Source organism: Pseudoalteromonas sp. S3431, from assembly GCF_000690035.1.
Lineage (GTDB): Bacteria > Pseudomonadota > Gammaproteobacteria > Enterobacterales > Alteromonadaceae > Pseudoalteromonas > Pseudoalteromonas fuliginea.
In genome coordinates this window covers 1-25481 of sequence record NZ_JJNY01000062.1, presented here as the reverse complement: position 1 = coordinate 25481, position 25481 = coordinate 1, and the positions used below count along the sequence as shown (strand labels likewise).

Genomic DNA, 25481 nt, shown 5'->3' with positions numbered 1-25481 from the left:
TGAATTAATGGATTTTTGACAAGGACGTTGTATGAAAACTAAAGAATGGAACGAAGAAATAAAAATTGATGATATTACTTATCCTGCTGATCAACTAAATAGAAAGCAAGATGCAGAACTGCTTACTAAGATCCTTGTTCGTCGCTCAAATTCGAATAGGGAGAAGCCCAATAAATCCTCTTATGTAATTAACGTAAATGCGGAATGGGGGGCAGGTAAAACTTATTTCGTAAAACGTTGGGCTGAAGATTTAAAGCATGAACACCCAGTTATTTATATAGATGCTTGGTCGAATGACTTTATGGATTCCCCCATAATTACTGTACTAGCTGAAATTCAAGAGCAGCTTCTAAAAACAGTTAATCAAAGTTACTTAAGTAAAGAAAAGAAAAAGCGTTTTGAAAATATAGGTATATCTGTATTACCAAAAATTTTAGCAGCATTGGTTAAGCGATATGGTGGCTTTGATATTGAAGACCTATTTGTAGACGAAAACTCTGACACAGATACTTCGTCATCAACACAAAACAATAAACCATTAGATTTGTCAGCTGCTATGGAAGCAATGACTACGCAAGCGTTTAAAGAGCATAGTGACTATAAGAAGGGAGTAAAAGAGCTAAAGGACACTATTAAAGAGTTAGTAAAATACTCGATTGAAAAGCCAAAAGGAGGCTTGCAAGCAATAACTCGAAGTTATCCTGCGTTTATATTTATAGATGAGTTAGATCGATGTCGACCAACTTATGCCGTAGAAATGCTTGAAGCGATAAAACATATTTTCGATATTGAAGGGCTAGTGATTGTAGTATCAACTCATACGGAAGAGTTACAGCATACGATAAAAGCTTTGTATGGAAATGACTTTAATGCTGATAATTATTTAAGGAGGTTCTTCGATACAAAATACCATCTAGATGTTGGGATTTCCGCGAGTTTACTAGAAGCAAACTGCGATTTTACTGTATTAGATAATCAATATCTTGAACAAAAAAGCATTTTACTGTTTCCGCTTTTATCTCAAGGGGATGATATAAAAAAACAACTATCTTCGTTTATCGCTGAAATTTCTAATTGGCAAAATTTAGCACCTAGATCAGCTATACAATTAGCAGATAGATTACTTACAAGTATAGAGTTAATTGGCGAAGAGAAAACAGTAGATATTCTGGTTCTACTAATCTTACTTTGCTTATATATGTTCAATAAACCTCAATATGACTATGTGTGTTTGATCTTCAAAGATAACCCGTTTGTTATTAACAATAAAGTTACTGACTTAAAGCTTTCAGCTAAAGAGTTAAATTTGTCTGGATACTTGAAGGAAATGATCAACTCTGCCAAGCTCTTAGGCAGGAGCAAACAGTCACCTATTTCAGATGGCTATGAGCGACAAACACTTATGAAGCATTTTTCAGAGTTTTCAAAGATGGATCTTTTTACTTATCTTCGTAGCTTTCAAAATGTATTAAAAAGAGGTGACAATATAAAAAAGACTAACTACTTAAATACGTTTGGTTATGATGGGAGAGGCGTTATCAGTGAATCTCAGCTATTAGAAGCTCACATGACATTCTCCGGAGTAAATAGTTTTACTGCAAATGATTACTTGAATCTAATTGGCTTAACAAGTAAATTTGCTGACAACTAATAACTTTAAAGCCCTTTCTTCACCACATACCTATACGGTGCTTCTTCTGCATCTTTAGCCACCAGCGTGTGATCCATAAACGTACAAAAGCTCGGAATGTCGCGAGTGGTTGATGGGTCATCAGCGGTTATTAATAACGTTTCACCGTCATTCATTTTACGAATAGCAGCACGTACCATCATTACTGGCTCTGGGCAGCGAAGGCCTATGGCATCTAATTGGTGATCGGGATTATCAAAGCTCATAATAAATTGGCCTGTTTAATTAAAGTGATTGTTGTGTACGCCAGTGCTTAGGTATAGCAATTAATAAGTTTGGCAGTTTAACGCAATTTTAAGTGTAATTTAACTATTTTACTTAATGCTTTTAGCAGCTTCAAAAGACTTTATCTAATAATACGCCCGATCACATAATTACGTAGTTACATACTTGCTTCATAAAGGGTTGTCTTCACTTAATTGAAGCTAATAAAAAAGGCGAACTGAATAAAATCAGTTCGCCTTTTTAATCACCAAGATGGTTTTACATGTTCAAACTAATTAGTCTTGAACACGTTCAAATACAGTTGCAATGCCTTGGCCTAAACCAATACACATGGTTGCTAAACCGTATCGTACATTTTTGTCTTCCATTAAGTGAATAAGCGATGTGCTAATACGCGAACCCGAACAACCCAGAGGGTGACCAAGTGCGATTGCGCCGCCATTTAAATTCACTTTTTCGTCAACAACATCCATTAACCCTAAATCTTTCATTACAGGTAATGATTGTGCTGCAAAGGCTTCGTTAAGTTCTACTACGCCTAGGTCATCAATTGTAATACCGGCTTGTGCAAGTGCTTTTTTACTTGCTGGTACTGGGCCGTAACCCATAATTGATGGGTCGCAACCAGCGACTGCCATTGCTTTAATGCGCGCACGAATTGGTAAACCAAGTTCTTTTGCTTTTTCTTCGCTCATTACTAACATTGCAGATGCGCCGTCAGAAAGTGCTGAAGAAGTACCGGCTGTTACCGTACCCGATGCAGGATTAAATACAGGGCGAAGCTTTGATAGGCCTTCTACAGTTGTTTCTGGGCGAATGACTTCGTCGTCTTCAACTAAGATAAGCGAACCATCTGCTGCGTGACCTTCCATTGCTAAAATTTCGCGACGGAAACGGCCTTCAACAGTTGCAGCTTGTGCACGTTGATGTGAACGGTAAGCAAATTCATCTTGTTGCTCACGGCTAATGCCATGAAGCGTTGCAAGGTATTCTGCTGTTAAGCCCATAGAGCCAGACGCTTGTGCAATTGATGTTGCTAAGCCTGGGTGAAAGTCGTTGCCGTGAGTCATAGGTACGTGACCCATGTGCTCAACACCACCAATTAGGTAAGTGTCGCCAGCGCCTGTCATTATTGCGCGTGCTGCGTCATGCAATGCTTGCATAGAAGAGCCACATAAACGGTTAACCGTAACAGCAGGAACGCTGTGCGGAATACCGGCAAGCAATGATGCGTTACGTGCTACGTTAAAGCCTTGCTCTAATGTTTGCTGTACACAACCCCAATAAATATCGTCAATCGATGCTGGATCAACTGCTGGGTTGCGATCTAGTAAGCCTTTCATTAAATGTGCGCTTAGGTCTTCTGCACGTTTATGTTTGAATACACCACTTTTAGAGCGACCCATTGGTGTGCGGATACAATCTACAATTACTGGATTATTCATGATATTAACCTTCCACCTTATAGAAAACACGACCTTCTTCGGCCCACTTGCGAGTTTGCTCAGATACTTGGTAAATCGCACCTAGGTGAGCGTATTTGTCTGCTGCTGCAACAAAGTTAGCTAAACCAGTTTGATCTAAGTAACGGAACGCGCCGCCTCTAAATGGAGGGAAACCAACACCGTAAACTAATGCCATATCTGCTTCTTGCGGCGAGGCAACAATGCCTTCTTGCAAGCACAGTAGCACTTCGTTGATCATTGGAATCATACAACGGTCGATGATTTCTTGTTTATCAAATTCTTTTGGTGCGTCTGTAATTGGGCTTAATAGCTCAATTGCTGTCTCGTCATGAGACTTTTTAAGACGACCGCGGCGATCTGTTTCGTATTTGTAAAAACCGGCTTTGTTCTTTTGACCAAAACGTTTTTCGTTGGCAAAAATAGTCACAGGGTCTTTATCAGCACGCGCCATACGCTCAGGGAAACCGTCAGCCATTACGCCAGTACAATGGAACGCTGTATCAATACCTACAACATCAAGTAGGTAAGCCGGACCCATAGGCCAGCCAAATACGTTTTCCATTACTTTATCTACTTTTGCAAAGTTAGCGCCTTCAACCACTAATTTGCTAAAACCTGCAAAGTAAGGGAATAAAACACGGTTTACAAAAAAGCCTGGGCAATCGTTAACAACAATTGGTGATTTACCTAATTTAAGCGCGTAATCAACTACTGCATTAATTGTTTTATCTGAGGTTTTTGCACCACGGATAATTTCTACTAATGGCATTTTTGGCACTGGATTGAAAAAGTGCATACCACAGAAGTTTTCTGGCTTATCTAGCGCTTGTGCTAGTAAATCAATACAAATAGTTGATGTGTTTGAAGTAAGTACCGTGCCTTCTGGCATGGTCTTTTCAAGATCAGCGAGTACTGCTTGCTTAACTTTCGGGTTTTCTACAACGGCTTCAACAATAATGTTGGCATTTTGTAGATCTGACGCGTTAAGTGTTGGCTTAATTTTGCTAAGTGTTGCCAACATTTTTTCCATTGGCATGTGTCCACGCTTAACTTTTGCACCTAATAACTTAGACGCTTCACCCATACCTAAATCAAGCGCATCTTGTTGGATGTCTTTCATTATGATAGGTGTACCTTTATAAGCAGACTGGTATGCAATACCGCCACCCATAATACCAGCACCTAATACAGCGGCTTGCTTAATTTCTACATCGCTGTGCTTAGCAAATTTACGTGCTTTACCTTTAATGTATTGGTCAGCTAGGAATATACCTGTTTGTGCAGCTGCTTCTGGTGTACGTGCTAATTTAGCAAAATTGGCATTTTCGATTGCCATTGCTTCATCGCGAGTACAGTTTGCCGCTGCTTTAATAGTACGTACAGCCATAACCGGTGCAGGATAGTGGCCTTTGGTTTTACCCATTACCATACCTTCTGCCATAGCGAAGCTCATGCCTTGCTCAACACGGTTTAATTTAAGTGGCTGTAGTTTTACGTTGCGTTTTGCTTGCCAATCTAACTTGCCAGCAATTGCCAGTTCAAGTGTTGATACACTTGACTCTAAAAGTTCGTCAGCACTAACTACTGCGTCAAACGCACCTACTTTAAGTGCATCTGCTGCGCGGTTTTCTGCGCCTGAGGTAATCCACATCATCGCGTTATCGGCGCCAATGATGCGTGGTAAGCGCACTGTGCCACCAAACCCTGGCATTATGCCAAGTTTAACTTCTGGTAGGCCCATTTTAGCTGTTTCGCTTGCTACACGATAATCGGTAGCAAGTGCCCACTCACAACCACCGCCAAGTGCCATACCGTTTATAGCGCTTAGGGTTGGGAATGGTAAATCTTCAATTGCATCAAATACGTCGGTTGCGTTTTTGATCCACACTACTAATTCTTCTTCAGGTTTAGTAAATGTAGGTAAAAATTCGAAGATATCGGCACCAATAATAAAGTGCTCTTTATCACTGGTAAAAATCATGCCTTTGATATCAGTATTGGCGGCTAATTCTTTTAATGCTGCTGCGCAATCTGAAAGAGTTTTTTGAGATAGTGTGTTTACAGAACCTGCAACACAAAACTTAAACTCGGCGATGTTTTCCTTTAGGAAGCTAACTTCAAAGGAATCGCTTTTATATAACATTATTATTCTCCCTAGTTGACGAACTAAGACTGGTACGATGAGTTTGCATTTCAATCAGTGTGCTTGCTTTAAATTAAAAATGCAACGAAAAATTTAACTCGGTTACAATCGACTGGTTAAAATATAGCTGGTTTGGTGCTAAGGTGGTTGAAAAGTTTTTATTCACTACTTTAATTTTTTATTAAAGGACATTATGAAAAAATATTTATTAAGCATTGCGGCAGCTGCATTCATTTTCCCTCTTCATTCTGCCGAGGCAAGTATTGATAACGATGCATTTTTAGATGCTGAAAAAAAAGTCCGTCATGGAAGTTATCAAGATTTTAAACAAGCGGTTAGTAACCTTAACCATCCGTTAAAGCCGTATGTTGAAAAAACGTATTGGCAACGACATCCTAATATTAAATACCAGTCAGAAATAGAAAACTATTTAACTATTTATCAGCATACGCCCCTTGAATGGCCGGTGCGTAAAGCATGGTTAGCGTATTTAAAAAAGAAAAATAAAAAAGCGGCATATATTAATAATTACCGTGAAACATCAAATACAGAGCTTACGTGCACTTATTTGGATTTTCAGCTTGATTTAGGTGCACCTGAAAAAGCAATACTAAATCAAGTAACCGATCTATGGACTGTCGGAAAGTCGCAACCGCAAGAGTGCGACGAGCTTTTTTCAGTGTGGCGTAAAAAAGGTTACATGGATAAAGAAACTGTTTGGCAGCGAATTACGCTTGCAGCCGAAGGTGGCAAGCAAAGTTTATTACCTTACTTAAAAACATTATTACCTAAAAATGAGCGCTACTTGGCTGATTTATATCTAAAGGTGCGTCGAGACCCTAGTGCTTCTGCTGGTTTATATCGATACAAAAAAAAATCAGCTAAAGAAGGGCAAATAGCAATTTATGGTGTTAAGCGTTTGGTTTGGCGCGATAAGGCACTCGCTTTAAAAGCATGGGAAAAGATAGAAAAAATATTTAAGTACAGCGACGAAGAAAAAGCGGATGTCTATTACACCTTTGCGTTGTCACTTGCTTCAAGTGGGCATAAGCAAGCGAGTTTTTGGCTAAATAAAGTGCCAAAAGAGCGACTAGACAGCAAGCTTATTCAATGGCAATTGGGCAATATGCTCAAAACCCAAGATTGGGAGGGGATTGCTGCATTTTTTACAGGGAAAGAAAATTTAAGCCTCGGCCAGCAATATTGGTTAGCTTATAGCTATGCACAACGTGGCGAGCAGCAAAAAGCAGACGATATTTGGAAAAAAGTAGCGACTAATCGTGATTATTATGGCTTTTTAGCTGCCGCACGCTTAGGGTTGCCAGTTGATTTAAATAATGAGCCTTTAATCGTTGATAAGGAACTGGTAGATAACGTTAGTAATGCCCCCGGCTTTAAACGAGCAAAAGCGCTTTATGATCTTGAGCGCTTCACGTCGGCTCGCCGTGAGTGGAATTACTTAACTGATACCTCTAGTGATGAAGAAAAGCTAGCTGCATCACAACTATCTACAGATTTGGGCTGGCACGACAGTACTATTTTTACTTTAGCAAAAATTAAAGCGTGGGATAACGTAGAGCAACGTTTTCCGTTTGCGTTTCAAGATGTATTTGAACGCTACAGTAAACGCAGCAAAATAGATGTGGCCTGGAGTATTGCTATTGCAAGGCGTGAAAGTTCTTTTGCCCCTGATGCACGCTCTCACGCTAATGCACGTGGTTTAATGCAATTATTGCCAAGTACGGCCAAATATGTAAATAAAGGCAGTGTGTCGAGTAATCGATTATATCAGCCTAAAACAAATATTAGGTTAGGTACCAGTTATCTACAGTATTTAAAAAAGAAGAACCATGGCAACGAAATACTAGCAACGGCTTCATATAATGCAGGGTATCACCGTGTTAAACGCTGGCTACCTGATGAAGCTATTCCGGCTGAATTATGGGTGGAGCTTATTCCGTATCGTGAAACCCGTGATTATGTAAAAAATGTGTTTGCGTATCGTCAGGTTTACCATACTAGAATGGGCCGAGAAGGAAATGTTCTCGCGCCATTGCTTCAAATGAAAATGGGCGGTTAGTAAATATAAGTTTAAAGTGGGGGGTATTTACATGCTAGATACCCCCTTTTTTGAGCGCTTTGCGGATAATACCAATTTTATTAAAACATGATCATTCTAGCGTATTAAATAACTCAATAACTACGTTAAAAATTATTTATATAGAACAACTATGTATCATAATTTTAGCCTTGTTATTAAGCTATTTTCTTATCGCTATAATAGATCATTAATTTAATGCAATTGGTATAAGTGGTAGACTCAGAGCAAGTTAAATTTAACAGATGGATTAACAATGGATAAATTAGCCGTTTTATACGCCGAACATATTGCAACACTGCAACAGCGTACTCGTACAATTTGTAATAGCGAAGGGTTAGAAGGATTAGTAATTCATTCAGGCCAAGCTAAGCGCCAGTTTTTAGATGATATGTATTATCCATTTAAAGTTAATCCACAGTTTAAAGCATGGTTACCGGTTATTGATAATCCTCATTGCTGGATTGTGGTAAATGGCTGCGACAAGCCAAAACTCATATTTTATCGTCCAGTAGATTTTTGGCATAAAGTGCCTGATGAGCCACGCGACTTTTGGGCTGAATACTTTGATATAGAGCTATTGCTACAACCTGATCAAGTAGAAAAGTTATTACCATACGATAAAGCTAAATATGCTTACATGGGTGAATACATTGAAGTAGCGCAAGCCCTTGGTTTTAGTATTATGAACCCTGAGCCTGTACTTAACTATTTTCATTACCACCGCGCTTATAAAACGCAGTACGAACTTGAATGTTTACGCAACGCTAACCGCATTGCAGTAGATGGGCATAAAGCTGCACGCGATACATTTTTTAATGGTGGTAGCGAGTTCGATATTCAGCAAGCGTATTTAATGGCGACACGTCAAAGCGAAAATGAAATGCCGTACGGCAACATTGTTGCGCTTAACGAAAACTGCGCTATTTTGCATTACACGCACTTTGATCCAAAAGCGCCACACACTCATAACTCATTTTTAATTGATGCCGGTGCAAACTTTAATGGTTATGCCGCTGATATTACTCGTACGTATGATTTCAAAAAGCAAGGTGAGTTTGCTGAGCTTGTACAAGCGATGACAGTTCAACAAATCGAGTTAGGTAAAGGTTTAAAGCCGGGTATGCTTTATGGTGATTTACACGTTGAATGCCATAACCGTATCGCACAAATACTCAGTGACTTTAAAATTGTTAACCTACCCGCGACAGAAATTGTTGAGCGTAAAATTACCTCTACTTTCTTCCCGCATGGACTAGGACATCACCTAGGTTTACAAGTGCATGATATGGGCGGTTTTATGAGTGACGAAAAGGGCACACATCAGCCATCGCCTGAAGGGCATCCGTTCTTGCGTTGTACTCGCCTGATCGAAAAAAACCAAGTGTTTACTATTGAGCCTGGTTTATACTTTATTGATTCACTGCTTGGTGATTTAGCGCAAACCGATAATAAGCAGTTTATTAACTGGGAAAAGGTAGAGTCATTTAAACCATTTGGCGGCATTCGTATTGAAGATAACATTATTGTTCACGAAGATAGCTTAGAAAATATGACACGAGATTTAGCGCTCGATTAATTCTAGTTAACACCAATTAGTTTATACACGTTAAAATACGTACATTATTTAAAGGGGCCTTTTGGCCCCCTTTTTACAAGTTTAAAATATGTCTGAATATAAATACCCCGCTGCTGACGTTTTTCATCAAGAAGAAATTAAAAAAAGTACGTTTATAGTCCACATTGCACACACCCCCGATTTAAATTCAGCTAAAGCATTTATTAAAAGCATTGAAGAAAAGTATAGCGATGCGCGTCATAACTGTTGGGCACATGTGGCAGGCAACCCCGGTGGCAGCCATGTTTATGGTTTTTCGGACGATGGTGAACCAAATGGCACTGCAGGAAAGCCTATGTTAAATGTGCTGGTGGGTTCAGGCCTTGGCGAAATCACAGCTGTCGTCACACGTTACTTTGGCGGCATAAAATTAGGCACTGGCGGACTAGTACGTGCTTATGGTGGCTCACTAAACAATGCGTTAGTGAAGTTGCAAACAGTGCTTAAAGTTCCCAGTGTTGAAATTACAGGGAGTAGCGAGTACAGCATGCAAGGCTCGATTGAGCAGTTATTAAAAACAAAGTATCAAGTGCTTAATATTGATAAGCAATTTACTGCTAATATTGAATGGGTGATTACAATAGATAGCCGCGAAGCGCAGCAAGCAATCAAAGATATTTTTGATTTAAGTCACGGCGCAGTTGAGTTAACGATTAAAGAGTAATAACCTACACAAATTGCATGTAATGCATATTCACTCTATTTAATTTGGTTGATACTACTCAACCTGAATTTACTAATAATAAAAGCGATAAGCTAAATGCAATTTCGTACCATCATAAAAATTCTTGGCCAACTCGTTGCGCTGTTTAGTATTACCATGGTGCCCCCAGCACTGGTGTCTTTAATATATAAAGACGGTGGTGGTGTTCCTTTTGTTTTAGCATTTATCTTTAGTGTTGTTATTGGCATGATGGCTTATTACCCAAACCGTCATGAAAACGGTGACTTAAAAGCACGTGAAGGCTTTTTAATTGTTGTTTTGTTTTGGTTGGTACTTGGGGCATTTGCATCGTTACCGCTTATATTTTTACAAGAACCGAATTTATCGCTCGCTGATGCGGTATTTGAAGCATTTTCTGGCTTAACAACCACAGGCGCTACAGTGCTTACCGGTATTGAGTATTTACCCAAATCGGTGTTGTTTTATCGCCAGCAACTCCAGTGGTTTGGCGGTATGGGTATAATCGTACTCGCCGTCGCTATACTGCCTATGTTAGGCGTGGGTGGTATGCAGTTGTACCGCGCTGAAATTCCAGGCCCGGTAAAAGATTCAAAAATGACTCCACGGATTGCTGATACAGCTAAGCATCTTTGGTACATTTATGTGTCGCTTACGCTGACATGTATGCTCGCTTATTGGGCGGCAGGAATGAGCTGGTTTGATGCTATCTGCCATGCATTTTCTACAGTGGCGATAGGCGGCTTTTCTACTTATGACGCATCGATAGGTCACTTTGATAGCCCTGTCATTAACTTTATTTGTGTATTCTTTTTAATTATTGCTGCAATTAATTTTTCGCTACATTATGCCGCTGTATCGAGCCGAAACGTAAGAGTTTATTTACGTGACCCTGAATTTAAAGTTTTCCTATGCATTCAGCTTGCACTTGTAGTTATTTGTTTTACGGTGCTTTCGTCAAATGAAATATATGCTAATGGCGACGAAACCCTCGATCAGGCTTTATTCCAAGCAGTATCAATGAGTACAACGGCAGGCTTTGCTACTGATAACTTTTCAACATGGCCTTTGTTTTTACCTATTTTACTTATATTTTCGAGCTTTATTGGTGGCTGTGCAGGCTCTACCGGTGGTGGTATGAAGGTCGTTCGCGTATTTTTACTTTATTTGCAGGGCGTGCGTGAGCTTAATCGTTTGGTGCATCCTCGTGCTATATATTCAATTAAGTTGGGTCGAAAGGCGTTGCCAGATAAAGTGGTAGAAGCTGTGTGGGGCTTTTTCTCTGCTTATGCGCTGGTGTTTATTATTATTATGCTAGCGCTTATGGGCACGGGTATGGATAACATAACGGCGTTCTCTGCCACTGCTGCTTGTTTAAATAATTTAGGTCCAGGTTTGGGTGATGTAGCATCGCATTATGGCGCGATAACTGATGGCGCTAAATGGTTACTTACTATTGCGATGGTGTTTGGCCGGTTAGAAATATTTACTTTACTTGTGTTATTTACGCCAACGTTTTGGCGTGGATAAAGCCAACTGTTTTATTTAAAAAATACATTACAAGGGAGAGAATATGCCAATAAGTAATCTTAATAATATAACTATTGGCAGCTTGGTCGACCTAGAAATTTTAACGCCTACCAGTAGTAAACGCATTAAGACTGAGATGGTGGGATTACTTGATGATAAATTTATCATTTTAAATTATCCAAGCTCAAAACGCTTACCTGCGGCAAGTGATTATTTACGTGACGGTATAACCGTTGTCGTGAGGGCTTTAATAGAAGGCAGCGGTGGGAAAGTAATTGCGTTTCGTCAGAAAATTATGTCTATTTCTTCTCATCCGGCTCGGCTTATTTTTATAAACTTTCCTGAACAGGTTCAGTTATTTAGTTTGCGTTCGCAAACGCGTATCCCTACTTTATTACCTGCAAAGCTAAAACTAAGTGACGACAGAGTACTCGAAGGTGTTATTAAAGATATCTCATTAACGGGAGTTATGTTTGATGTTAGAAGTAATAAAGAGCTTGAAAGTATAAAAGATATGCAATGTACTATTATGCTAGATAGCAGTGCGCAAAATTTTGAAGGCGAAGTGTGTAGCGTTAAAGAGCATGATGCGGGGATCAGATTTGGTATTAAACTAATAGCCAGTGAAGATGAAATGAATACCTTTATGAAAGAGCACTTTATTGATCCCTCCATGCTCGAATTCGAAGTCGGTTAAAAGAGATTTCGCTATTTTGCAACAAAATAGCGATTGCCTGCTTTATAGATGAAAATTATTTGGTTATTATTTTTAATAATTAAATAAATAATATAAAACAGTAGCTTAAAATAATAAAAGATTACCATAATCTAATTTCATGTAATAAACCCAACCAAAATAAAGCTAAATTTTTGCTTTAAACCTCATTTAAAATATCTAAATTCATAATTTGTGTTTTTTTAATCTAAATTAACCTCTTGTTTTTATTGTCTATTTTGTTTTTTCATATCGCTGTGTTGCTAAAAAGCAACAGGAAAGCACTTGAAATTTATCCACATCACGATTTCATACTATTAACCACTTGAAAAATAACAGTTTTTAAAAGTTGGCACCTAAGTTGTAATAGTCATGGTGTACTGAACTTAAGCGTGATTTAAAGTAAGACACCTTAATCGCACACACATAAATTTGAAGGATACATATTATGAAACGCATTAATAAAGCACTAGCACTTATTGCATTAGCATCTTCTTCAGCCGCTTTTGCTGCAACAGACTTTGATACACTTGATGTAGACGGCAGTGGCACAATTAGCCAAGCAGAAGCATCAGTAGATGCAAAGTTAATGAGCATGTTCTCAGAACTTGATACTGACCAAAATGGTGAGTTATCAAAAGAAGAATTTTCAGAAGCTTAATTAACAAGTATTTATCCTGAGTTGCCAAAGACAACCTAAGTAGGCAAGGAGCTTACGAAAGAGGGTAACAAGGAAGTGAAAAATTACGTTTAAGCTAAACGAAGCAATTTTTTTGATAGAACATTGAAGGATTAAACTATGAAACATTTAAATAAAGCACTGGCACTTATAGCTATAGCGTCTTCTTCAGTTGTATTTGCAGCATCAGACTTTAATAGCCTTGATATAGATGGTAGCGGCACAATTAGCCCAAGTGAAGCGGCAGTCGACACCGATTTAATGGCTGAATTTATCGAGCTAGATACCGACGGTAGCGGTGAGCTTTCTAAAGAAGAGTTCGCTAATTACTAGTTAACCAGAGTTCAGGTTAATTAATCTTTTTTCAGATTAAACATTTTTCACAGTCAGGGATCTTTGAAAAGGACTTCCTCTTTATTATTTAGGAAATTATTATGAAAACATTAAACACAACACTGGCCGTCATCATTTTAGCATCGTCGTCAGCTGCGTATGCCGCCGTTGATTTTGCCTCTTTTGATATCGATAGTGACGGGGTTATCACCAAGCAAGAAGCGCAAGTTAACGCGCAGTTAGTGAAATTATTTGATGACTTAGACACTGACGGGAATGGTGAGCTTTCTAAAGAAGAGTTTGCAAAAGTACAGTAACTCTAAAATGATAATTAACACGCGATTATCAGCGATTAAAGCCGCCTTCGCCAGCGGCTTTTTCTACGTCATAAGACTACAAAAATATAGCACTTACCTGAAATAGTTTTTCTACCACATTAATGTGTTTTTTATCGATTAAAAACATAATAACGTGATCGCCTGACATAATAATGGTGTCGTCATGAGCAATGAGTACGTCGTCATTTCGTACAATTGCCCCAATCGTTGTACCTGCAGGAAGTTTTATATCTGCAATAGCACGGCCAACCACCTTTGATGTATTCTCATCACCATGGGCTACCGCTTCAATCGCCTCTGCTGCACCTTTGCGTAATGAGTAGACGTTAACAATGTCGCCACGACGTACATGTGTTAGTAATGCCGAAATGGTGGCTTGTTGAGGAGATATGGCAATGTCTATTTCTCCCCCTTGTACTAAATCAACGTAAGCACCACGCTGAATAAGTACCATTGTTTTTTGTGCGCCCATACGTTTTGCAAGCATGGCTGACATAATATTTGCTTCATCGTCATTGGTTACGGCAATAAATACATCAACTTGATCAATATGCTCTTCTGAGAGTAATTCTTGATCTGATGCGTCACCACAAAATACAACTGTGTTATCTAGCATTTCTGAGAGTTGCTCAGCACGCTCTTTGCTACGCTCAATTAATTTAACTGTGTGGTTTTTTTCAAGTGAGCGGGCAAGGCCCGCGCCAATATTACCGCCACCCGCAATCATAATTTTTTTGTAAGAACGTTCAAGTTTTTGTAGTTCGTTCATTACTGCGCGTATATGTTTTGTAGCGGCAATAAAAAATACTTCGTCATCGGCTTCAATGACCGTTGTACCTAGTGGTTTGATTGCTTTACCTTGGCGGTAAATAGCGGCAACACGGGTTTCTACATTAGGGATGTGTTCTTTAAGTGCAGACAATGCATAACCGACGAGTAAACCGCCATAATAGGCTTTCACTGCAACTAACGAGAGCATGCCATCGGCAAACTGCAATACCTGTAATGCGCCAGGGTAGTCGATTAAGCGACGAATGTACTTGGTCACGAGTGCTTCTGGGGCAATGTAATGATCGATTGGCAAGTCGTCGTTCTGAAAAAGTTTCTCGCGGTATTTTAAATATTGCTCTGAGCGAATACGGGCAATTTTAGTGGGCGTTTTAAAAATACTGTACGCCACTTGGCATGCAACCATGTTTACTTCATCTGAACTGGTTACTGCAATAACCATATCGGCGTCTTCAGCTCCAGCTTGACGTAATACATCAGGATGCGCACTGTGTCCTACTACACCTTGTAAGTCGTACTTATCTTGAAGTTCACGTAATCGGTTACCATCTATATCAACGACTGTAATTTCATTCTGTTCGCCTACTAAATTCTCAGCGAGTGTTGCGCCTACTTGGCCAGCACCGAGTATGATTATTTTCATTATTTACCCGTGTTATAAGTAGCAATTAAGAGCCATTTTTAAATTATAAAAATGGCTAATTTACAGTTCATTAATTTTAGATTTTTTTAACTAGCTTAGCGTAATAAAATCCATCGCTTTCGCCTGGTAGTAGCTGTAACCCTGGCATTGTAACGGTGTCTTTGTCATGCAGAGGAATGTGCTCTGCATCGTCATTATTAGCTAAAAACTTAGCTACTTGTTGCTGATTTTCTTGTGGAAGAACCGAACATGTAGCGTATACCAATGTACCACCTGGTTTTAAAAGTGGCCAAATACTATTGAGTATATCACCTTGTAACTTAGCTAAATCTTCGATGTCTGATGCGCGACGTAACCATTTTATGTCAGGGTGGCGGCGAATTACACCAGTGGCCGAACAAGGCACATCAAGCAAAATACGATCAAATAATTTTTCGTCCCACCAAGTATGTGGTTGCGAGGCATCACCACATTGCAAGTCTGCACCTAAGCCAATACGGGTAAGGTTTTGCTTAACACGTTCAAGTCGAGTTGAGTCGCTATCGAGTGCAAGTACGTCTGCGTCAGCAAGTTCTAATATGTGACAGGTTTTTCCGCCAGGTGCTGCACAGGCATCTAAAATAGTGTCATCTGCTTTAGGCTCTAAAAAGCGTGCTGCAAGTTGTGCTGCGGCATCTTGTACTGAACATGCACCTGTATCAAACTCTGGTAAGGAAAATACATCGCGTGGTTTAGCGAGCTTAATTCCGTCTATAAAGTCAGGATTTAAGGTATGTTCAATATCGTTCGCCGTTAGCATATCGCTGTATTCTTGCGTGCTATATTGTGCTTGATTTACACGTAACCACATAGGTGCTTGTTGTTGGTTTTCTGCAAGTATGTCTTCCCAACTATCTGGGTAGGCCTCTTTTACTTGTTTGATAAACCAATTAGGGTGGTTGTATAAACACACAGGGATAAGCTTCGCTTTTTCTTCAAGCTCAATTTGCTGGCGTTGAAAACTACGTAATATAGCGTTAATAAGCCCTTTTAAACCTAAAGCACGTAATTGAGCAAGTGCATTTACAGTTTCAGATATTGCTGCGTGCGGCGGTACACGCATGTGTTGTAGTTGATAAATACCTACATATAATAAAAATTGAAATATTCTGCGTTTACCTTTTAGTGGATCTTCCACTAAATGTTGGCAGTAGTTTTCAAGGCTAGGTAAGTAGCGTAAAACGCCATAACAAATTTGTTGTAGTAGCGCTTTGTCTTTTGGTGGTAAGCCTTGGCTAGCAAATGGCAGTTCTTGATTAAGCGAAGCGCCTTTATCAACTACGTTATATAAAGTTTCAGCGGCAAGCGCTCGTACGTTTTGAACATTACTCATTGTTTTCGCCTAATACTGTGCCAGGGGTAACCCAGTCACTACGACCATTTAAAAAGTCGTTAATTGCCATTGGTTTTTTACCTTGCGGTTGTAATTGCGTAATACATAAAGCATGTTCACCACACGCCACTACTACGCCATTTTTGTCGCTTGATAAAATTTGCCCAGGATTACCTGATTGCGAGGTAACCTGCGCTTGATAAATCTTTACTGTTTGTCCACTCATTTGAGTAAAGCACACAGGCCATGGGTTAAAAGAGCGAATGTTTCGCTCAATTTGCAGCGCACTCATGGACCAGTCTATATTAGCTTCCTCTTTAGAAAGCTTTTTAGCGTAGTTAGCAAGTTCATCGTTTTGAGGTTCAGGCGTGAGCTCACCATTAGCTAATTTATTAATGGTTTCAATTAACGCATCTGGACCTAGTTCAGCAAGCTTGGTATATAAACTAGCGCTAGTTTCTGTCGTGCTAATAGGGCAGCGGCTTATATGTAGCATATCGCCGGTATCTAGCCCTTCATCCATTTGCATTATTGTTACGCCGGTTTGTTCATCACCTGCCCAAATTGCGCGTTGAATAGGTGCAGCACCGCGCCAGCGCGGTAATATAGAACCATGCACATTTAAACAACCTAAACGTGGAGCTTCTAAAATAGCTTTAGGTAAAATTAAGCCATACGCTACAACAATCATAATGTCGGCATTTAAGCTTGTTAGCTCTGCTAGTGCTTCATCACTTTTTAATGACTGTGGCTGAAAAACCGGTAAGTCGTGCTCAAGCGCTAGCGCTTTTACTTCACTGGCTTTTAATTTTTTACCACGACCTGCAGGGCGATCTGGTTGGCTATATACACCCACTATTTGGTGTTCGCTTTGTATCAGCGCTTGTAAATGACGTGCGGCAAAGTCCGGCGTACCGGCAAATATAATGCGTAATGGTTGAGTCACTGAGTTTTCCTAAGGTGCTTATTACTGTTCTGCAAACTTGGCTTCTTTTTCAAGCTTTTTACGAATACGTTGGCGCTTTAATGGAGATAAGTAATCAATGAATAGCTTACCTTGAAGGTGATCTAGTTCATGTTGAATACAAATGGCCAGCAGTTCGTCTGCATCTAGTACAAACTCTTCACCGTTTTCGTTAAGTGCAGAGACTGTTACTGTTTCTGCGCGGTCAACTTTTGCATACGAGTTAGGTACTGATAAACAGCCTTCTTCGCTAATAGTTGAGCCATCTTTTTTGATGATTTGTGGATTAATCAATACCAGTGGCTCATCACGCTCTTCTGATACGTCAATAACAACAATTCGTTGATGGATATCTACTTGTGTAGCAGCAAGCCCTATACCATTTTCATCATACATAGTTTCCAGCATATCTTTAACAATTTGGCGTACTGTATCGTCAACTTGAGCAACTTCTTTTGCTATTGTACGTAAACGTTCATCTGGAAATCTTAAAACTTCTAACCTAGCCATAGTTACCTTTTTCACTTGTGCTTAATTTAGGGTATTGTATGCTCTTATTTTAGCCATTCACGTTCACCTTTAACAGGTTTTGGGCAATAATAATGAAAAAACAATACAAGGAAGCTCAATGAGATCCCCGTTAGTTGCAATCATGCTTGCATTAAGTGCTGCTTTTCCGGCAGTTGCAGATGTGTTGGAAATAAAAAAAGACGCGCCAAAACAGTATGTTGTAAAAAAAGGAGACACGCTCTGGGATATCTCTGGTATTTATTTAAATAAACCTTGGCTATGGCCAGAATTATGGCAAATGAATCCTCAAATAAACAACCCAAATCTTATTTACCCAGGGGATGCGCTAACATTAGTTTACGATGCAGACGGAAAACCTCGTTTAGTGATAAATAAAGCATACAGAAAGCTTTCTCCGCAGGGGCGTATTACCCCTAAAGGTAAAAATGCAGTTACAACATTGCCACTTGAACTAATTAAACCTTACTTGACGTATGAGCAAGCAATTAATAGCGACGAAATAGATAATAAGCCATATGTTTTGGGCGCAAATCAAAATACTAAAACACAGACACTGGGTCATATTTTATATATAAATGGTGATTTAAAATTAAATCAGGCTTACGCCATTTACCATAAAGGCGAACCTTATGTTGATCCTAAAACAAATACTGCACTAGCTAATAAAGCAAGCTTTGTTGGGGTGGTACGTGTATTTAGGCGAGGGGATATCACCAACGGTGTGCCAGCTTCAGTAAGGGTTGAGTCGGTTAAGCGTGAAATTAAACAAGGCGATTTTTTATTACCTCTAATGCAGGGACAAATGTTGCCAGCATACTTTAATATGCACCGACCTAAACAGCCTGTTGAAGGTGCGGTCATTGCTTCTGCTAATCACAGTCGGGAATTCAGCACGATGGACATTGTGGTGCTAAACTTAGGTTCAGAACAACAAGTAGAACCAGGTCACATATTAGATATTGAACGTCAATCACCAGGTGTAATTGATGGACGGCGAGGGCCTCGTTATCCTGAAGACTCCAGTAGCTTTGAAAAACTGGTATCAGACACCAGTGAGTTTTTAGGCTTAGAAGCAGACGAAAACAGTACCGTTTGGGCTATGCCTAAAGAAAAAGTTGGTGAGCTAATTGTCTTTAAAGTGTATGACAAAGTAAGTTATGCATTAATAACTAAAAACCAGCACCCAATTCGCATTGGAGATATTGCAGTTATTCATTAAGAAGTAGCGAGTCGGTGCTCTAGGAGAGTGCATGGATCAGTCATCTGGCAAGCTAGCCCACTGGCTTGCCTTTTATATGTGTAAAGGGTTGGGTATAAAAACCCTTTTAGCACTATCTACAAACTATTCCCTTGGGTCGTTATTCGACTTATCTCATGACAAGCTTTTACAGCTTGGGTTAACCGCTAATCAAGCGAGTAATTTACTCAACACCAATTGGCAACAAGTCAGTCATTATGAGCAATTAATAGCGCTAAACAACATTACTGTTGTCTGTATTTTTGATGCGCTTTACCCAGAAGATCTCCGGCAGATTGCCAGTGCGCCTTTATTACTATTTTGCAGGGGAGATGTCTCGTTATTATCAACGCCACAAATTGCAATTGTTGGCAGCCGTAATGCTACCCCTACTGGGCTTGAAATAGCCTCAGAATTTGCATACGAGTTAACTTTGGCGGGTATTACAGTTACTTCAGGTATGGCGCGGGGAATAGATGGTGCAGCACATAAAGGCTCTCTTGCTGGTACGGGGAAAACCATAGCGGTGCTTGGTACTGGGGTTGATATTTACTATCCCAAACGCCATAAACTATTAACAGACCAAGTTTTAGAAAGCGGTTTGCTGGTGAGTGAGTTTTTACCAGGCACAGCTGCTCATGCGCATAACTTTCCGCGTCGTAATCGTATTATTTCTGGGTTATCGTTAGGAGTGCTTATTGTTGAGGCTGAAATTAAAAGTGGTTCGTTAATTACAGTACGCTATGCGCTTGAACAAAATAAAGAGGTATTTGCAGTACCGGGGTCTATTAAAAACCCGTTAGCGCAGGCAAGTCACTTTTTAATAAAGCAAGGTGCTAAGCTGGTAGAAAACGTGGCTGACATTCTTGATGAGGTGAGTTTCACTTACGACAATAATGTATGTAATAAAGAGCAGCCGATTCAAGCCAATTCTCAATGTGAGGTTTTAAATAGTATTGGCTTTGAAGTAACCAGTGTAGATGACATTGTGCGTCGTGCGCAGTGGCCAATAGATAAAGTACTTAGTAGGTTGCTCGATTTAGAGCTAGACGATCAGATTGAGCGAGTGTTAGATGGTTACATCAAGTTAAGCGCAGGAAGGTAATATGTTTGATATTCTTTTGTATCTTTTTGAAAATTACATTCATAGCGAAGCGGATATATTTGCCGAGCAAAATGAGTTAACCGATGAGCTACTGCGTGCGGGCTTTCATAAGCCCGAGATATTTAAAGCACTCGATTGGTTAGAGCAATTAGCCGATTTACAACACAGCGACGAGTCTCCTTATCTTATTACTAACCCTAAAGATGCTGTGCGTATATTTACCGATAGTGAATGCCAAAGGCTCAGTGCTGAATGTCGTGGCTTTTTAATGTTTATTGAGCAAATAGGCGTAATCAATAATGTAACTCGTGAAATGGTAATGGACTGTTTAGCCTCTCTCGATAAAGCAACTATAAGCTTAGAGGATTTAAAATGGATTGTACTTATGATCTTATTTAATGTTCCTGGCTCTGAAGAGGCATATGAGCAAATGGAAGATTTGATTTTTGATGAACCCAGCGAACTTCTTCATTAGAGATAATTATCTTGATTGTACTCAAATTACTTAAACGGATAAGCACGGCATTGCTTGTATCTTTAAGTGGTTTGGGTATATTAGGCGAAAATTCACCAACCTATTAGGATCACCATGAGTAAAATCGACCATTCGCTTTTCTCGGCGAACAAGCACGCCCTCGAAAAAGAATACGAGATATGCCCACAGTGTGGTTCAGAGTTAGTGATCCGCAATAGTAAATCAGGCCCTTTTTTAGGATGCGCAAGTTATCCCAAATGCGACTTTATTAGGCCATTGGCACATCACGACAGCAACGAAATAAAAATATTAGAAGATTCAGCATGTCCTGAGTGTAGCAAACCGTTGGTGGTTAAAAATGGCCGCTATGGTATGTTTATTGGGTGTACGGGTTATCCAGAGTGTCATTACATTGCTAACGAAAATGAAGAAAAGCAAAGCGAAGATACTTTGCCTAGTTGCCCTAAATGCAAAAAAGGTCATTTAGTCGCGCGCAGTAATAAGTTTGGTAAAGTATTTTATTCTTGTGATTGCTACCCAAGTTGTAAATACACGCTTAATAATAAACCGGTTGAACATCCGTGTCCTGAATGTGATTGGCCTATCGTCATAGAAAGAAATATGGCAAACGGCATATTATTGCAATGCCCACAAAAAAGCTGCATGCATAAGCTCACCTCAACTGAATAACGTTTAATTATATCTGGAGACTACTTTGTCAGACCTTTCAAATACGCCCACTGCAATAACATGCTTAACGCAAGGCGAAGTTATTTTATACCCAACAGAAGCTGTATATGGTTTAGGTTGTGATCCAGATAATCAACAAGCCGTTGAAGCACTATTAGCTATTAAGCAGCGCCCGGTTGAAAAAGGGCTAATTTTAATCGCTGATAACTACGGACAATTATTAAAATACGTAGATGATGCAAAAATACCAATGGATAAACGCGCTGATATTTTTTCGAGTTGGCCTGCTGCAATTACATGGGTTATGCCTGCATCTAAAAATACGCCTAAATGGCTCACAGGGCAGTTTGATACCATTGCAGTAAGAGTAACAAACCATCCAACAGTAAAACGCTTGTGCCAAGAGTTTGGTAAGCCACTAGTATCAACCAGTGCAAACTTAACCGGTCAAGAAACGGTAATTAGTATTGATCAAGCCAAAGCGCAATTTACAGAACAAGTTGGCTTTTACGTTGACGAGGCGTTAGGTGGCAATACTCAACCAAGCACAATAAAAGACGCCATGACGGGCAAAATATTTAGAGGTTAATATGCAAAGCGAATTATTAGATCAAGTAAAAGCATACTTTATGGCTTTGCAAGACACTATTTGCAAAGGTTTGGAGGCTGCAGATGGCAGTGCTAAATTTATAGAAGATAACTGGCAGCGAGCAGAAGGCGGTGGTGGTCGCACACGTGTAACCACAAATGGTACTGTAATAGAGCAAGGTGGAGTTAATTACTCTCATGTATTTGGCGCCTCAATGCCTGGTTCAGCAACAGCACACAGACCAGAGCTTGCAGGGCGTAGCTTTCATGCGTGTGGTGTGTCGTTAGTTATTCACCCTAAAAACCCTCATGTACCAACAAGTCATGCCAATGTGCGCTTTTTTATAGCCGAAAAAGAAGGCGAAGAGCCAATATGGTGGTTTGGTGGCGGGTTTGATCTCACTCCTTTTTATCCAGTATTAGAAGACGTACAGCATTGGCATCAAGTTGCTCACGACATTTGTGCGCCATTTGGTAGTGAAGTTTATCCAAAATATAAAACATGGTGCGACGAGTATTTTTATTTAAAGCACAGAGACGAGACGCGCGGAGTAGGCGGTTTGTTTTTTGACGATTTAAACGAACTTGGTTTTGAAAAGAGTTTTGCGTTTATGCAATCGGTTGGTAATGGCTTTTTAGATGCCTATTTACCTATTATTGAACGTCGTAAAAATGACGAATACACAGAGCAACAACGTGATTTTCAGCTTTATCGTCGCGGACGTTATGTAGAGTTTAATTTAGTATGGGATAGAGGTACGTTGTTTGGGCTACAAAGTGGCGGGCGTACAGAATCTATATTAATGTCTATGCCACCACTTGCACGCTGGGAATATAATTATAAACCAGAACCAAGTAGCCCAGAAGCTAACCTATATCAGTATTACTTACGCCCGCAAGAGTGGTTAACTAGCCAGTCTAATGAATTAATCGCCAGAGAATGGCAATTATAACAATTACACAGTAATCAAAAAGGCGCTAATTAGCGCCTTTTTGCATTATGCTAAATATAAATTTAATGCTGATTGATCATGTGCGTTGCTAGTTGAGAGAATGATTGTTTTAATCCTTCACGTAACAACGGATTGTCTATTTCTATATCCAACGTTTTATTCATGCAGTACATCCACTGATCGCGCAATGCTTTGTCTACAGTAAAAGGCATATGGCGTTTACGTAGCATTGGCTGACCATGTTTTTCTGTAAATAGGTTTGGCCCGCCTAACCAACCAGATAAAAATTCAAAAAATACTTGGCGAATTCGATCTAATGGCAGAGGATGCATATCATATAACGGTTTAGCGTATTCATCTGACTCCATTATGTCGTAGAATCGATTAGAAATAGCACGCGCACCTTTCTCTCCACCTATTATTTCATACGGTGTTTTTTCAGGAGTAGGAGCCTGTTGCTCAGGAGCTGGCTTAGATTTAGAAAAAAGTCGTTTAATCATATTACTTATCATCGTTAATAGGCAGTATATAACTGCAAAGAGGTTGCTTTAAAATGGACAAATATGCGGTTTTTGGAAATCCAATTAAACATTCAAAATCCCCCACGATACATAAACAATTTGCTGTATCACTGGGTGAGCAAATCGACTATCGCGCAATATTAGCACCTATCGATAACTTTGAAAAAACAGTATTGTCTTTTTTTGAGCAAGGTGGTGTGGGTGCTAACGTTACAATGCCATTTAAAGAGCAAGCCTATGCAATGGCCGATGAGCTTACGCCATTAGCTAAAATTGCAGGGGCTGTTAATACATTAAAAAAACGAGATGATGGCACATTACTCGGAGATAACACCGATGGTGTGGGCTTTGTAAATGATTTACTTGCTAATAAAGTAGCCATAACTGATAAACGTATTTTAATTATTGGCGCGGGCGGTGCAGCTCGAGGCGTTATTTTACCTTTGCTAGAGCATAACCCTCAGGAAATAATAATCGTTAATCGCACAGCACAAAAAGCCAAAGAACTCGCAAAACTGTTTATTCAATATGGAGCTGTATCTGGTTTTGGTTTTGATGATTTACCAGTAAGCGATTACTCACTAATTATAAACTCTACCTCTAGCAGTATGAATAACGAACTTCCAGCTCTTGATGAAAAACACATAACTAACTGTGAAGTCGCTTATGACATGTTTTATTCACTGCAAAATACCATTTTTATGAATTGGATTGCACAGCATAATATTAACGCTAAGCTTTTAGATGGCAGCGGTATGTTAGTTGGTCAAGCTGCTCAAGCATATTATGTATGGCGTAATAAAATGCCAGAAATACTTCCCGTAGTGGATGCGCTCAAACAAGGAACGCTTAAATGAATCAGGCAATACAGTTTATAGATAGGCTCGAATTTAGAGAGCCCGATCATCAGCTAGTCTTTTTTGCACAAGTTAGTGGCATGCTGGTGGAATGCATAATAGAAGTAAATACACTTAAATTAACAGACGAAAGTCACGCAACAGAATATTTTGAACAGTATCGTTTTGATTATGAAGAACGTGCCGAGGAGCTTATCGAAGAAGAAAGCTATAACTCGGCAGGCCAAATTGAAGTAAGTTTATTAACTTAAGTTAGCTATTTCAGCTAAGTATTCATCTTTAAGTGACACATAGTTATCGGCAGATATTTTTAAAAAGGCAAGTTCTTGCTCTGTAAGAGGGCGGGCTTGCTTAGCCGGACTTCCTACATATAAGTAACCAGACTCTAAACGTTTGTTTGGTGGTACTAAAGAGCCGCCACCTATAATTACATCGTCTTCAACAACCACGTTATCCATAATAATAGCGCCCATACCTACTAGTATACGGTTTCCTAATACACATCCGTGCAGCATTACCTTATGACCAACAGTTACATCGTCACCTATAATAAGTGGATAACCATCAGGGTTGCTTTTAGTTGCACGAGATAAATGCAATACACTGCCATCTTGTATATTGGAGCGCTTACCAATACGTATATAGTTAACATCACCACGTGCAGCTACTAAAGGCCAAACACTACTATTATCACCTAAAGTAATATCACCAACCAAAACTGAAGACTCATCAATATAAACAGACGAATTAAACGAAGGTGTTATACCTTTATAAGAACGGATTGCCATATTTAGTACCTTTTAGATAATAGTTATTAGCTTTGAGTGTATCAGCAAGGTGATTTTTGTACCATACAGTGCACTGTTTGGTTACAAAACTATCAGTTTCAGGGTGTTTAGTTCAGATACTGACCGAACAGCATCTTTTTTTACTTTTTCTTTAAAAAAGTGCTTGCGTAAAAATCTGTTCTCCCTATAATGCGACCCCACTGAGACGGGAAACGCCGAAGCATAGCAAGGCATAAACTACTCAGAGAGTTAAATAAAACTTTGGTTTTAAATCTTCTAAAAAGAAAGTTTAAAACTAAGTGTTGACTCGAAAAATAAAGGGTGTATTATTCGCATCCCTTGAGACGCTAAAGCGAATCAAAACGTTCTTTAACAATATAAAGCAATCATCTGTGTGGGCACTCGTACAGATTGAGTTCTAACAGCCAACCTACTTCGTTCTTTATTGAGC

Annotated in this window: 26 protein-coding genes; 17 read left to right on the top strand and 9 right to left on the bottom strand. The window is 39.5% G+C overall.

Annotation, left to right across the window (positions count from 1 at the left end; genetic code table 11):
• Positions 1 to 31: 31 nt before the first annotated feature.
• Positions 32 to 1651: a KAP family P-loop NTPase fold protein gene (locus tag DO88_RS04580; protein ID WP_033040333.1), complete on the top strand. Its 1620-nt coding sequence runs from the start codon at positions 32 to 34 to the stop codon at positions 1649 to 1651.
• Between the two features lie 5 nt (positions 1652 to 1656).
• Here the strand turns inward: DO88_RS04580 and tusA are convergent, their stop codons facing one another.
• From tusA to fadB, 3 genes are all read right to left on the bottom strand, one after another.
• Complete coding sequence (tusA, locus tag DO88_RS04585) at positions 1657 to 1896, bottom strand: sulfurtransferase TusA (protein ID WP_004335190.1); 240 nt, start codon at positions 1894 to 1896, stop codon at positions 1657 to 1659.
• 294 nt (positions 1897 to 2190) lie between these two features.
• Positions 2191 to 3360 (bottom strand): acetyl-CoA C-acyltransferase FadA, encoded by a 1170-nt coding sequence (fadA, locus tag DO88_RS04590; RefSeq protein ID WP_004335189.1) that lies wholly within the window; start codon positions 3358 to 3360, stop codon positions 2191 to 2193.
• Between the two features lie 4 nt (positions 3361 to 3364).
• A complete protein-coding gene (fadB, locus tag DO88_RS04595) occupies positions 3365 to 5524 on the bottom strand; it encodes a fatty acid oxidation complex subunit alpha FadB (RefSeq protein ID WP_033040329.1) in 2160 nt (719 codons plus the stop codon).
• Between the two features lie 193 nt (positions 5525 to 5717).
• On the opposite strand from fadB, the gene DO88_RS04600 reads away from it, so the two are divergent.
• The 8 genes from DO88_RS04600 (at position 5718) to DO88_RS04635 (ending at position 13496) form a co-directional block, all read left to right on the top strand.
• Positions 5718 to 7604 (top strand): transglycosylase SLT domain-containing protein, encoded by a 1887-nt coding sequence (locus DO88_RS04600; RefSeq protein WP_033031136.1) that lies wholly within the window; start codon positions 5718 to 5720, stop codon positions 7602 to 7604.
• Positions 7605 to 7878: 274 nt separating this feature from the next.
• Positions 7879 to 9201: a Xaa-Pro dipeptidase gene (gene pepQ, locus DO88_RS04605; RefSeq protein WP_033040327.1), complete on the top strand. Its 1323-nt coding sequence runs from the start codon at positions 7879 to 7881 to the stop codon at positions 9199 to 9201.
• Between the two features lie 88 nt (positions 9202 to 9289).
• Positions 9290 to 9904 carry a YigZ family protein gene (locus tag DO88_RS04610; protein ID WP_033040325.1) on the top strand — a complete coding sequence of 205 codons (615 nt, stop codon included), beginning with the start codon at positions 9290 to 9292 and terminating at the stop codon, positions 9902 to 9904.
• Positions 9905 to 10000: 96 nt separating this feature from the next.
• Positions 10001 to 11452 (top strand): TrkH family potassium uptake protein, encoded by a 1452-nt coding sequence (locus DO88_RS04615; protein WP_007377639.1) that lies wholly within the window; start codon positions 10001 to 10003, stop codon positions 11450 to 11452.
• Positions 11453 to 11495: 43 nt separating this feature from the next.
• Positions 11496 to 12149: a flagellar brake domain-containing protein gene (locus tag DO88_RS04620; protein WP_033040323.1), complete on the top strand. Its 654-nt coding sequence runs from the start codon at positions 11496 to 11498 to the stop codon at positions 12147 to 12149.
• A 466-nt stretch (positions 12150 to 12615) separates the two neighbouring features.
• Entirely contained in the window at positions 12616 to 12828 is a 213-nt protein-coding gene (locus DO88_RS04625; RefSeq protein WP_008138052.1) for an EF-hand domain-containing protein, read from the top strand.
• Between the two features lie 138 nt (positions 12829 to 12966).
• Positions 12967 to 13179 (top strand): calmodulin, encoded by a 213-nt coding sequence (locus tag DO88_RS04630; protein ID WP_007377636.1) that lies wholly within the window; start codon positions 12967 to 12969, stop codon positions 13177 to 13179.
• Between the two features lie 101 nt (positions 13180 to 13280).
• Positions 13281 to 13496: a calmodulin gene (locus DO88_RS04635; RefSeq protein ID WP_007377635.1), complete on the top strand. Its 216-nt coding sequence runs from the start codon at positions 13281 to 13283 to the stop codon at positions 13494 to 13496.
• 76 nt (positions 13497 to 13572) lie between these two features.
• Here DO88_RS04635 and trkA read toward each other — a convergent pair whose 3' ends face one another.
• The 4 genes from trkA to def form a co-directional block, all read right to left on the bottom strand.
• Positions 13573 to 14949, bottom strand: coding sequence for a Trk system potassium transporter TrkA (gene trkA / locus DO88_RS04640; protein WP_007377634.1), 1377 nt, complete (start codon positions 14947 to 14949; stop codon positions 13573 to 13575).
• Between the two features lie 76 nt (positions 14950 to 15025).
• A complete protein-coding gene (gene rsmB / locus DO88_RS04645) occupies positions 15026 to 16321 on the bottom strand; it encodes a 16S rRNA (cytosine(967)-C(5))-methyltransferase RsmB (protein WP_033040320.1) in 1296 nt (431 codons plus the stop codon).
• On the bottom strand, positions 16314 to 17267 hold the full coding sequence (gene fmt / locus DO88_RS04650) for a methionyl-tRNA formyltransferase (RefSeq protein ID WP_033040317.1): 954 nt from the start codon (positions 17265 to 17267) through the stop codon (positions 16314 to 16316). Before fmt ends, rsmB begins: the two co-directional genes overlap by 8 nt.
• Positions 17268 to 17288: 21 nt before the next feature.
• Entirely contained in the window at positions 17289 to 17795 is a 507-nt protein-coding gene (gene def, locus DO88_RS04655) for a peptide deformylase (RefSeq protein ID WP_007377631.1), read from the bottom strand.
• A gap of 118 nt (positions 17796 to 17913) precedes the next feature.
• Between def and DO88_RS04660 the strand changes: the two genes are divergently transcribed.
• The 6 genes from DO88_RS04660 to hemF all read left to right on the top strand — a co-directional run bounded on the left by DO88_RS04660 (position 17914) and on the right by hemF (position 22864).
• Positions 17914 to 19035, top strand: a complete 1122-nt coding sequence (locus DO88_RS04660) for a LysM peptidoglycan-binding domain-containing protein (protein ID WP_033040316.1) — start codon at positions 17914 to 17916, stop codon at positions 19033 to 19035.
• Positions 19036 to 19066: 31 nt separating this feature from the next.
• Positions 19067 to 20158, top strand: a complete 1092-nt coding sequence (dprA, locus tag DO88_RS04665; protein ID WP_033040315.1) for a DNA-processing protein DprA — start codon at positions 19067 to 19069, stop codon at positions 20156 to 20158.
• Position 20159: 1 nt separating this feature from the next.
• Positions 20160 to 20633, top strand: coding sequence for a DUF494 family protein (locus DO88_RS04670; protein ID WP_007377627.1), 474 nt, complete (start codon positions 20160 to 20162; stop codon positions 20631 to 20633).
• A gap of 114 nt (positions 20634 to 20747) precedes the next feature.
• Entirely contained in the window at positions 20748 to 21323 is a 576-nt protein-coding gene (locus DO88_RS04675) for a DNA topoisomerase family protein (RefSeq protein ID WP_007377626.1), read from the top strand.
• 25 nt (positions 21324 to 21348) lie between these two features.
• Positions 21349 to 21912, top strand: a complete 564-nt coding sequence (locus DO88_RS04680; RefSeq protein WP_007377625.1) for an L-threonylcarbamoyladenylate synthase — start codon at positions 21349 to 21351, stop codon at positions 21910 to 21912.
• A gap of 1 nt (position 21913) precedes the next feature.
• Positions 21914 to 22864: an oxygen-dependent coproporphyrinogen oxidase gene (hemF, locus tag DO88_RS04685; protein ID WP_007377624.1), complete on the top strand. Its 951-nt coding sequence runs from the start codon at positions 21914 to 21916 to the stop codon at positions 22862 to 22864.
• 62 nt (positions 22865 to 22926) lie between these two features.
• On the opposite strand, the gene DO88_RS04690 is transcribed toward hemF, so the two are convergent.
• Entirely contained in the window at positions 22927 to 23364 is a 438-nt protein-coding gene (locus DO88_RS04690) for a group II truncated hemoglobin (protein ID WP_004335148.1), read from the bottom strand.
• A gap of 53 nt (positions 23365 to 23417) precedes the next feature.
• Here DO88_RS04690 and aroE point away from each other — a divergent pair, with 53 nt between their 5' ends.
• Entirely contained in the window at positions 23418 to 24242 is an 825-nt protein-coding gene (gene aroE, locus DO88_RS04695) for a shikimate dehydrogenase (RefSeq protein ID WP_007377623.1), read from the top strand.
• A complete protein-coding gene (locus DO88_RS04700) occupies positions 24239 to 24493 on the top strand; it encodes a DUF1488 family protein (RefSeq protein WP_007377622.1) in 255 nt (84 codons plus the stop codon). Before aroE ends, DO88_RS04700 begins: the two co-directional genes overlap by 4 nt.
• Here DO88_RS04700 and DO88_RS04705 read toward each other — a convergent pair.
• Positions 24485 to 25030, bottom strand: a complete 546-nt coding sequence (locus DO88_RS04705) for a gamma carbonic anhydrase family protein (RefSeq protein WP_007377621.1) — start codon at positions 25028 to 25030, stop codon at positions 24485 to 24487. The two genes, DO88_RS04700 and DO88_RS04705, sit on opposite strands and share 9 nt — an antisense overlap.
• Positions 25031 to 25481 lie beyond the last annotated feature (451 nt).

What these genes read in the sequence shown, in the direction of transcription:
- DO88_RS04700 (WP_007377622.1), top strand. Translation starts at nt 24,239, where the DNA reads ATGAATCAGGCAATACAGTTTATAGATAGGCTCGAATTTAGAGAGCCC.
- trkA (WP_007377634.1), bottom strand. Translation starts at nt 14,949, where the DNA reads ATGAAAATAATCATACTCGGTGCTGGCCAAGTAGGCGCAACACTCGCT.
- tusA (WP_004335190.1), bottom strand. Translation starts at nt 1,896, where the DNA reads ATGAGCTTTGATAATCCCGATCACCAATTAGATGCCATAGGCCTTCGC.
- DO88_RS04705 (WP_007377621.1), bottom strand. Translation starts at nt 25,030, where the DNA reads ATGGCAATCCGTTCTTATAAAGGTATAACACCTTCGTTTAATTCGTCT.
- fadA (WP_004335189.1), bottom strand. Translation starts at nt 3,360, where the DNA reads ATGAATAATCCAGTAATTGTAGATTGTATCCGCACACCAATGGGTCGC.
- DO88_RS04610 (WP_033040325.1), top strand. Translation starts at nt 9,290, where the DNA reads ATGTCTGAATATAAATACCCCGCTGCTGACGTTTTTCATCAAGAAGAA.
- DO88_RS04660 (WP_033040316.1), top strand. Translation starts at nt 17,914, where the DNA reads ATGAGATCCCCGTTAGTTGCAATCATGCTTGCATTAAGTGCTGCTTTT.
- fadB (WP_033040329.1), bottom strand. Translation starts at nt 5,524, where the DNA reads ATGTTATATAAAAGCGATTCCTTTGAAGTTAGCTTCCTAAAGGAAAAC.
- DO88_RS04675 (WP_007377626.1), top strand. Translation starts at nt 20,748, where the DNA reads ATGAGTAAAATCGACCATTCGCTTTTCTCGGCGAACAAGCACGCCCTC.
- DO88_RS04630 (WP_007377636.1), top strand. Translation starts at nt 12,967, where the DNA reads ATGAAACATTTAAATAAAGCACTGGCACTTATAGCTATAGCGTCTTCT.
- aroE (WP_007377623.1), top strand. Translation starts at nt 23,418, where the DNA reads ATGGACAAATATGCGGTTTTTGGAAATCCAATTAAACATTCAAAATCC.
- dprA (WP_033040315.1), top strand. Translation starts at nt 19,067, where the DNA reads ATGGATCAGTCATCTGGCAAGCTAGCCCACTGGCTTGCCTTTTATATG.
- DO88_RS04615 (WP_007377639.1), top strand. Translation starts at nt 10,001, where the DNA reads ATGCAATTTCGTACCATCATAAAAATTCTTGGCCAACTCGTTGCGCTG.
- DO88_RS04625 (WP_008138052.1), top strand. Translation starts at nt 12,616, where the DNA reads ATGAAACGCATTAATAAAGCACTAGCACTTATTGCATTAGCATCTTCT.
- DO88_RS04580 (WP_033040333.1), top strand. Translation starts at nt 32, where the DNA reads ATGAAAACTAAAGAATGGAACGAAGAAATAAAAATTGATGATATTACT.
- rsmB (WP_033040320.1), bottom strand. Translation starts at nt 16,321, where the DNA reads ATGAGTAATGTTCAAAACGTACGAGCGCTTGCCGCTGAAACTTTATAT.
- def (WP_007377631.1), bottom strand. Translation starts at nt 17,795, where the DNA reads ATGGCTAGGTTAGAAGTTTTAAGATTTCCAGATGAACGTTTACGTACA.
- DO88_RS04620 (WP_033040323.1), top strand. Translation starts at nt 11,496, where the DNA reads ATGCCAATAAGTAATCTTAATAATATAACTATTGGCAGCTTGGTCGAC.
- DO88_RS04600 (WP_033031136.1), top strand. Translation starts at nt 5,718, where the DNA reads ATGAAAAAATATTTATTAAGCATTGCGGCAGCTGCATTCATTTTCCCT.
- DO88_RS04635 (WP_007377635.1), top strand. Translation starts at nt 13,281, where the DNA reads ATGAAAACATTAAACACAACACTGGCCGTCATCATTTTAGCATCGTCG.
- pepQ (WP_033040327.1), top strand. Translation starts at nt 7,879, where the DNA reads ATGGATAAATTAGCCGTTTTATACGCCGAACATATTGCAACACTGCAA.
- DO88_RS04670 (WP_007377627.1), top strand. Translation starts at nt 20,160, where the DNA reads ATGTTTGATATTCTTTTGTATCTTTTTGAAAATTACATTCATAGCGAA.
- hemF (WP_007377624.1), top strand. Translation starts at nt 21,914, where the DNA reads ATGCAAAGCGAATTATTAGATCAAGTAAAAGCATACTTTATGGCTTTG.
- DO88_RS04690 (WP_004335148.1), bottom strand. Translation starts at nt 23,364, where the DNA reads ATGATTAAACGACTTTTTTCTAAATCTAAGCCAGCTCCTGAGCAACAG.